The organism is Chlamydiales bacterium, from assembly GCA_031292375.1.
GTDB lineage: Bacteria > Chlamydiota > Chlamydiia > Chlamydiales > VFKH01 > JARLHF01.
In genome coordinates this window covers 1-6,431 of record JARLHF010000035.1, presented here as the reverse complement: position 1 = coordinate 6,431, position 6,431 = coordinate 1, and the positions used below count along the sequence as shown (strand labels likewise).

Annotated in this window: 2 protein-coding genes and 1 pseudogene; all 3 read left to right on the top strand. The window is 40.1% G+C overall.

The features are described from left to right. Positions 1 to 189: transposase domain-containing protein (locus P4L16_04800; GenBank protein ID MDR3624442.1), on the top strand; the 189-nt coding region annotated here is incomplete at its 5' end. A gap of 10 nt (positions 190 to 199) precedes the next feature. Further along, a pseudogene (locus tag P4L16_04795) lies at positions 200 to 446 on the top strand (hypothetical protein). Positions 447 to 621: 175 nt separating this feature from the next. Beyond that, positions 622 to 6,431 (top strand): DUF6531 domain-containing protein (locus tag P4L16_04790; GenBank protein MDR3624441.1); only part of this gene is annotated, 5,810 nt, incomplete at its 3' end.

Sequence of the window (6,431 nt, the reverse complement as noted above, 5' to 3'; positions counted from 1 at the left end):
GGCAACGAGGATGGTGGAGAAGCTGCTGCCATTATATTCTCTCTCGTTCAAACCTGCCGCACTCTCGGAGTTAATCCACGTGAATATCTTGAGGACGTCATGCGTTGTCTTATGTCCCATAATTCTCAAAAGTTATATGAGTTTTTGCCTGATCAATGGATGGCTAGTAAAAGTTCATTAAATTGCTAGATGGCCTTATTTGACGCTTACAATCTACCAAAAACGGTGGCGTATAGAAGAATATCATAAGTCAATTAAGCAAAACGCTAGTCTTAAGAAATCACCTGCATATTTTTGCATCAATTGTCGCTTATTGCAAGCTCGAATTTCTTAGAACCAAAACTTCATTGAATCATTTTGCGCTCAAATACAAACTACTTATAAAGGCAAATCAAATTGCATTACAAGAGATTAATAAATTATTTGAAAAGGCTGTGCCTGCGTAAGGTGAGTTAATTAGCATCTCCAGAAAGCTATAAAATATTTTTCTAAAAAGCTGCATGAACTACCATTACTGGTTTTAATCATAAAGATTCTGTAAATTTCATGTGCATTTATTTCAAATAATATGGTAGCCTCCTGGGCTTTGTGTTTTTTCAAACTTAGCTATATGAGTGATTTATGAAATACTTGCGTCTTATCTTCTTGTTGCTATTTATACCACTCTTTCTTCATGCGTACGATCAAGGTGAGAGCAAGAACCTTTATGATAAAGTTGTCGCAGAATGGAATCAGTCTGGAACACTCATTAATCAAGCCAACAGACTCTCTTCCAACCAACATGATAAACGCATCCCCCTTCTTAATGAAGCTATTGCTGCTTGTAACCGGGCCATTGGGCATTGTAATGCCTTTTTTAGAGATTACGGAAAACAACCTTCAAAAAAGCGAAATGAACAGTGGCGCATAGCCATGAAAAATCAATTTAGAGATGCAAAAGACAAATGTTCTGCCAGAATAAGCTCTCTAGAAACCGCTATCAAAGAGATTACTCTTGTAAACGCAGCTTTTGAAAAAGTAAATCTCTCTCTTCAAGAGGGACAAAAAAAAGCCGATCTTGCAGAAACTAAGAACAGAGAGTGTCTTCGCCATTTAAACAATGCCGATACAGTTGTTACAATGCTACATGAGGTGGCAAAACTCTATGAAGAAGCTGCTACTTATGTGCAAGAAGCTGCATCTCATATCGCCACCTGTGGAAATGCAAGCGACAAAAAGTGGCTGAAGGAGAAGGAGCAAAATTATCTAGACACTGCTACCAAATACAGAAAAGAGGCTGCCGAGTGGCCAGCAGCTATTTTAGCCCAAAAGAGTATCTTAAATGAAAAGCTTGCAACGTTGAGAGAAGAGCGTAAGTTATTTGAAGAACAAGGCTTAAAACGCAGTGCTTATGAAGTACAAAAACAAATGGTAGCGATTCTAGAACAGCTCATTAAAGGCTCCTCTGTACATGATGAAGAAATTCTACAGCTAAAAGCATCTCTTGCACTTTACGAAGCAGAAGCGGATAGAAATCGTTTAACTAATAGCACTCAAACACTCACTGAAGACGAATTTAGGAAAAGAGAGGAAGTTAGAAGAGAACTTTTCTATGCAAAGCAATTGCTTGTAACTCCTGAATTATTTCTTCCAAGCCTTTTCTCACAAACCACACGTCCTTTTGCTCTATCTCTAGATGGACAAGTTTCTAAAAAAGACACATACTTTACTCTTTATACAGAGCAATTTTATCGCTTTCTCATCCAAAGTGATCTGCCGGCCACCCAAATCCTTGTAAAAGTGGGCAAAGAAGGCAGTATCATTCATGAAGAAATAATCACGCTTCCTCTAAAAAACATCCAAAGCTGGGAACAGTATGTCAAAGACGATGGAATGATATTCATCCCTGAAACAAGACTAAAAACTGAATTTGGAGTGGAATTGCGCATTAGCTTTGTCTGTGATCCTAAATGCACCTTCTCTATGATCGTTGCACAGAAAGTTACTTGCCCTGACTATCAGCTTTCTATTGCTTTAGATGCAGGAAACGCTCTTTACAACACCAGCTTTTTAGTGCCCCCTCCATGGCAATTGAGCTCTCTTAGAAAACCTGCTCTTCCATGTACTAACGTTCCTACCAATAAAATCGCTCCCTTTGTAACCTTTACTTTAAGTGAGCACCTCAATCCTACCTTTTCTTCAGAACCAGTTCATTTCCCTGGTCTTAACCAATTTGTAGGGGAATTAAAAAGAGATCCTCTAGCACTCGCTGGATATGTTCAAAATGAAATAGCTCTCGTAGATCCTTTTCTTATCCAAGAGAATGGAGTTTTTCAAGCTCCAGGAATTCATAGGAATGCCTATAGAACTTATCTAGAAAAGCAGGGCTCTCCTTGGGAACAATGTCAGCTCCTAGTGTATCTTTTGCGAAGTGCGGGTTATCAAGCACTCTATATTAAAGGAGGTCTTTCTACTCTTCCCAAAATTTTTGTAGAAAAAATGCTCTTTACAAACCTACCTAAAGAGCAAAAAGAGGGTGTGTTAAATTACCCTTTTGTCCTCTTTTTTAATGGGAAAAATTGGGTTTCACTCTTTCCTTGGATGAAGGAAATGCAGATAGAGGAGGGCTACGACTTATATAACTTTATGCCAGAAGAGTATGCAAGCGCTGATAGATGGATCTTACGTTATTTAAAAAGTGACGAGAGAATCATAAAACATATTGCTCCTGACGGAAATGATACAGCAGGTGTTCTTTTCATACGTTTTGTTGAAGAGGAGATTAGAAAACAGGGCTTATCTTTAATGGATGTTGGAGTACATCGTACCCAAATCAAAAAGCAGTTCACCTGCTGGGAAGATTTTCCGCGGCCCTCATTTAGCGGGCAACTTCAAATTATAGATTCGCTGAAAAGTTCCAATCTCTTTGCTATGGCTCAAATAGAGATCTTTTCTCAAGAGAATCCACAGAAAAAGTTATCTCTATCTGTACCTTTGGCTGAATTGAATTGCAGCATAATTTCTCTGTACTTTTCTGCCAATAGCAAAAATGGTCACAGATTGTTTGTACAGGCAGCGGAAAGGCCTAAAGCATCTTACCTAGATCTAGATGAATCAGACCATGTAATGAATATCAAGCTGACGTACGAAGTTCCTTTGGGAGCTACTCTTTCTCAAGCAACACAAACGCTCTCTTTTGCCAAAGGGACAAGTGCAGCACTTTGTTTTCATTTTGGAGGGGCCAGTCCGCAAATGACTTCTCAATTTTATGAGCAGTTTGCAAAAGAAAAAGATGAGACTAAGCGCATACATGCTCTTCTTGCCTTTGTAGGCACTTCTTATTTTGAAAAATGTGGCCGTACAGAGAGCTTAATTGCTGATCTTCATAAAACAAGGCCTACCACAGCTCTTGCTTTTGGCCTTGCTAAACTCTCTCCAGATTCATCCAAAGGTCCTATTAAAGGAGAGCCAGACTTAAAGTTGCCTCAAGTGGACATGTTTTGGTTTCATGCAAATCCCCCTCAAAATCCCCCTCCTTCTATCTGGAATCAAGAGGGCTATACAGCTAGCAGACAACTTAAAGCTCTTATAACTGTTGATTCTTCTTCGAATGAACATCAGATTTTAAGTGAAATCTTTAAAGATCCCTATCCTATTTCTACGGTAAAACTTTTGCAATTAGCTCACCTACAACACAAGAAAAATGGACTGCCAGGAGAAGGTTTTGCCATCTTTACTCCCTCTTCTTTTGAAGCTGCAGAAAATACGCCTGAAGTAGCACAAGCTCTCTATTTTTCTCATTTGGAAAATTTAAATCTTCGTGATGTTCAGTCAGCCTCATTGAGCAGTTGGGGTCTTCTCAAAAATCTGCTAGGTCAAGAAAACTCTTTAAGTAGCTGGACATATGCTTACATGACTCCAGGACCCATCTTAAGTTTAGATGGGTCTTATAAAGAAACAGGTGCCCTCATTCTCAATCCTAACACACAATATGCCTTGATCACTGGCAATAATCTACTGTTTCACGGAGGCTTAGGCTCCCCCTTGCCAAGCAATTACACAACGTCTCAAGGAATTAGTGAATGGGATCTTGTTCTCACTAACCATGGTTATACATTAGATGTTGCACGTCCTACAGCAACTTTTGCTACCCCACTACCTTCTCCTAGAACAACGCAGTGGATCCCCGATGTAAGGCCTGAACATAAGGCTAATACACATACCGTAGCAGATCCCATCGATGTAGTGAGTGGAGCTTTTTACATCGATGAGGTCGATCTCAATTTGCCAGGCCCCTTCCCCCTTGAAGTACGGCGTAATTATAACAGTCAAAATCCCCTACTAGGTGACTTTGGATGCGGATGGAAACTGGGGCTAAATCCGTTCCTTATTGAGCAAGAGGGAAAACTGTATGCTGCAGAAGCAGATGGTTCAATTATCATCTATCGCTACATCCCAGAAAATTCTCGCTGGCAAGTTTCCTTCGAAGATAATCCCGACCTCTGTAATTTTAGCCAAAGAGGTATGGGAGGCCTTGCTAACCCCTTTCATGCTTATATCAAAGATAACGTGCTCTATAGCACAGATGGCTCCACAAGGCATTTTGAAAAAGGATTACTTAAAAAATGGATCGATGCCAAAGGATGTATCCTCACATTTTTCTATAATGAGAAGCGCTTATCTCGTATTGAAAACTCTAATGGTGATTTTTTAGGATTTCATTACAATCATGAAGGCAAGATCTCCGAAGCCTATGTTAAAGATGGCAGAAGAGTCTCTTACAACTACGATTCACAAGGAGATCTTACACAAGTCACGCTTCCCAATACAGCTAAGATCTTTTATGAATATGACAGATTCCACCGTATCATCAGAGAAACAAAACCCCACGGGAAAGTTTTGGAAAATATCTATGATGATAAGGGAAGAGTCGTTGAACAACGCGCGCCTATGGGCTTGCAGCAAGAGCTGATTACAAACGCCACTCTTGCCTATCAAGAAGGTCTCACACTTGTTACAGATGCCGCTGGCGGCCAAACAATTTATAAAATTTTCCAAAAACAGATCTATAAAATTACAGATCCTCTGGGCTATCAAACCTATAGTTCTTGGTTCATAGACGATAAAACCTGGTTTGACCCCCTCACAGAAAGCGTCATAAACTGGAACCAGCCAGGAGCATGGCCAAGGAGCTTAAAATCCACTACAGATAAACGAGGCCTCACCACTTCCTATCTCTACGACAAAAAGGGCAACCCCACAGAAATAACTCTTGAAGGAGAGGATCTAACAGGTAATGGGGAGAGATCGGTCACTAAAAAGCTCACCTATAATGAGCGCAACCTCTGCATCCAAGAAGATATTTTAGATCATAAAACTGTCACCACTTATCTTGATCATAAACCACTGCCTATCAGGATAGAAAAGTACGTTAACAATACACTGCTTTCTTATATAGAGCGCAGATACAACAGCGTTGGTCAAATTATAGGGGAAGATCAGCCAGGAGCTTCTGTTTGGTGGCAATATGACACTCATGGATTTCTAAGTCAAAAAAATCAAATAACAAAAACTGCAGATGCAAACGTGGTAAGTGATTATTCTTATAATCATCAAGGGCAATGCATAAAAGTAACTACCGCAGACAGCATCCAACAGAATGATTACGACATTATGGGAAATCTGCTGACATCTAAGCACTATTCTCCCAACGGCACACTTCTCTCTGCAACTTACTTAGGCTATAACCTTAATAATCAACCGATCTGGAAACAAACAGCCAACGCACAAAATACTCTCCACTTAGATTATCACGCTTCTGGCCTTCTTCAAGCTAAAAGGCAAACACTCACTTCAAATGCCATCGCCTACACCCTTTATGAGTACGATTCCAGAGGCAATTTAATTCAAGAGGTAGATCCAAGAGGCGCTTGTATCTATCGCGACTACGATGCTCTAAATAGAATTCAATCTGAGACAAGAGAAGGGCTCTCTACCCTTTTCTCCTATGAGTCTGGAGGACTTGTAGAAAGTGTCACCACACCTTCTGGTGCAAAAACAACACGTCTCTATACCACTAATGGCTTGTTAAAAGAAGAGATCTATCCCGATGGAACTAAGAACAGCATCGTATACGATTTCTTTGGAAGACCGATTCGTGAAATTAAAAATAATATCACCTGGGAAATCACCTACGATGACCTCAATCGAAAAATCATACATATTCATGCCTTAACAAAGGCTACAGAAACCCAAACATTCGATGCAAGAGGCAACCTGATCAGCTTCACTGATGCTGCAGGCTACACATTAAAGAAAACCTATGATGGCTTGAATCGTATAAAAACAGAAACGACTCCCAATGGCGATACTACCCATTGGGAATATCAAGGAAGTTGCATGTATTGCATTCTTCCCAGCAATGAGCTCATAGGCAAACGCTATGAGGCAGG